Source organism: Zooshikella harenae, assembly GCF_018837975.1.
Classification (GTDB): Bacteria; Pseudomonadota; Gammaproteobacteria; order Pseudomonadales; family Zooshikellaceae; genus Zooshikella; species Zooshikella harenae.
The window spans coordinates 1-1,029 of the sequence record NZ_JAGSOY010000279.1 but is presented as its reverse complement, the minus strand read 5'-3'; the positions used below and the strand labels follow the sequence as shown (position 1 = coordinate 1,029).

Below are 1,029 nucleotides of genomic sequence, written 5' to 3'. Positions count from 1 at the left end.
CCTAATTATGACTCACCCTAAGCTATCCTCAGCAATTTTCCTGGTAGCGCAGGCGTTCTCAGTGCAACGTAGGCAAGTCTTGGTATAAAATCTTTTAAATTAAACCGTCGATTAAAACGATACTGAAACTCTGCAAGATAACGTTGTGCATACTTAGGCCGAATTGCATGGTACGTACTGCGTAATGCACTTTTTAAATTCCCCAAAATGGTATTAACCCAATAAAACTCAGGCTCTTCTACTGACGCACGCCCACCACCACAGATAATTTTATCGTGTTTACAGCCCGCATCAACCACACCATTAAAACAAGCTAACCCATCTGAAATAACGGTACTACCACTCACCACATTTTTACGGCTCCAAACCGTTATTTCTTCCTTGAAAAAACCTTTTAAAATGCTGAGCTTAATCCGGACAGGCTGGCCTTCTGAGGTTGTTTCAACAGCCGCTATGAAAGGTGTTTTATCGTCTGCTCCTCGACCTCTTTTGCATCCTGTTCGTTCACCGCCTAGATAAGCATCATCCACCTCGATAAAACCGGATAATAGCTTAGCTTCTTCTCTTTCCTTCATCACTTGCATGATTTTTTGTTTCATACGCCATGCTGATTGGTAAGAAATACCTAAATGACGATGAAGCTCTATAGCTGAAATACCCTTTTTGTCTTGAGATATAAGATAAAAAGCTTGAAACCAGGTGGTAAGAGGTAACTTAGTGGACTCAAAAATCGTGCCTGCTGTTATTGAAGTTTGGTGGTGGCATTTATGACATTGCTGAAGGCTTCTCTGTGTCAACTGACAACATTTATTGTATCCGCACTTTGGACATATAAATCCTTCAGGCCATCGCAACTTATACAGGACTTTGAAGCATTGCTCTTCCGTTCCATAATTTTCAATAAACTCGTTTAGACTGAGGCCTTTTTGAAACTGAACTTTGTTGATAGCCATTTTTAACCCCCCTGGCTAAAATTGTCTATAACACAATAGTACTGCAAGTGATGGCTTAAGAATAGTCATAATTAGG

At 40.3% G+C, this 1,029-nt stretch carries 1 protein-coding gene; it reads right to left on the bottom strand.

Annotation, left to right across the window (positions count from 1 at the left end):
• Window positions 1-17: 17 nt before the first annotated feature.
• The gene (locus KCG35_RS25625) at window positions 18-953 is read right to left on the bottom strand and encodes an IS1595 family transposase (RefSeq protein ID WP_215822687.1); all 936 of its coding nucleotides are present in this window, start codon (window positions 951-953) and stop codon (window positions 18-20) included.
• Window positions 954-1,029: the final 76 nt, after the last annotated feature.

Bases quoted from the DNA above. Each gene is read 5' to 3' on its own strand.
- KCG35_RS25625 (WP_215822687.1), bottom strand. From the start codon at position 953: ATGGCTATCAACAAAGTTCAGTTTCAAAAAGGCCTCAGTCTAAACGAG.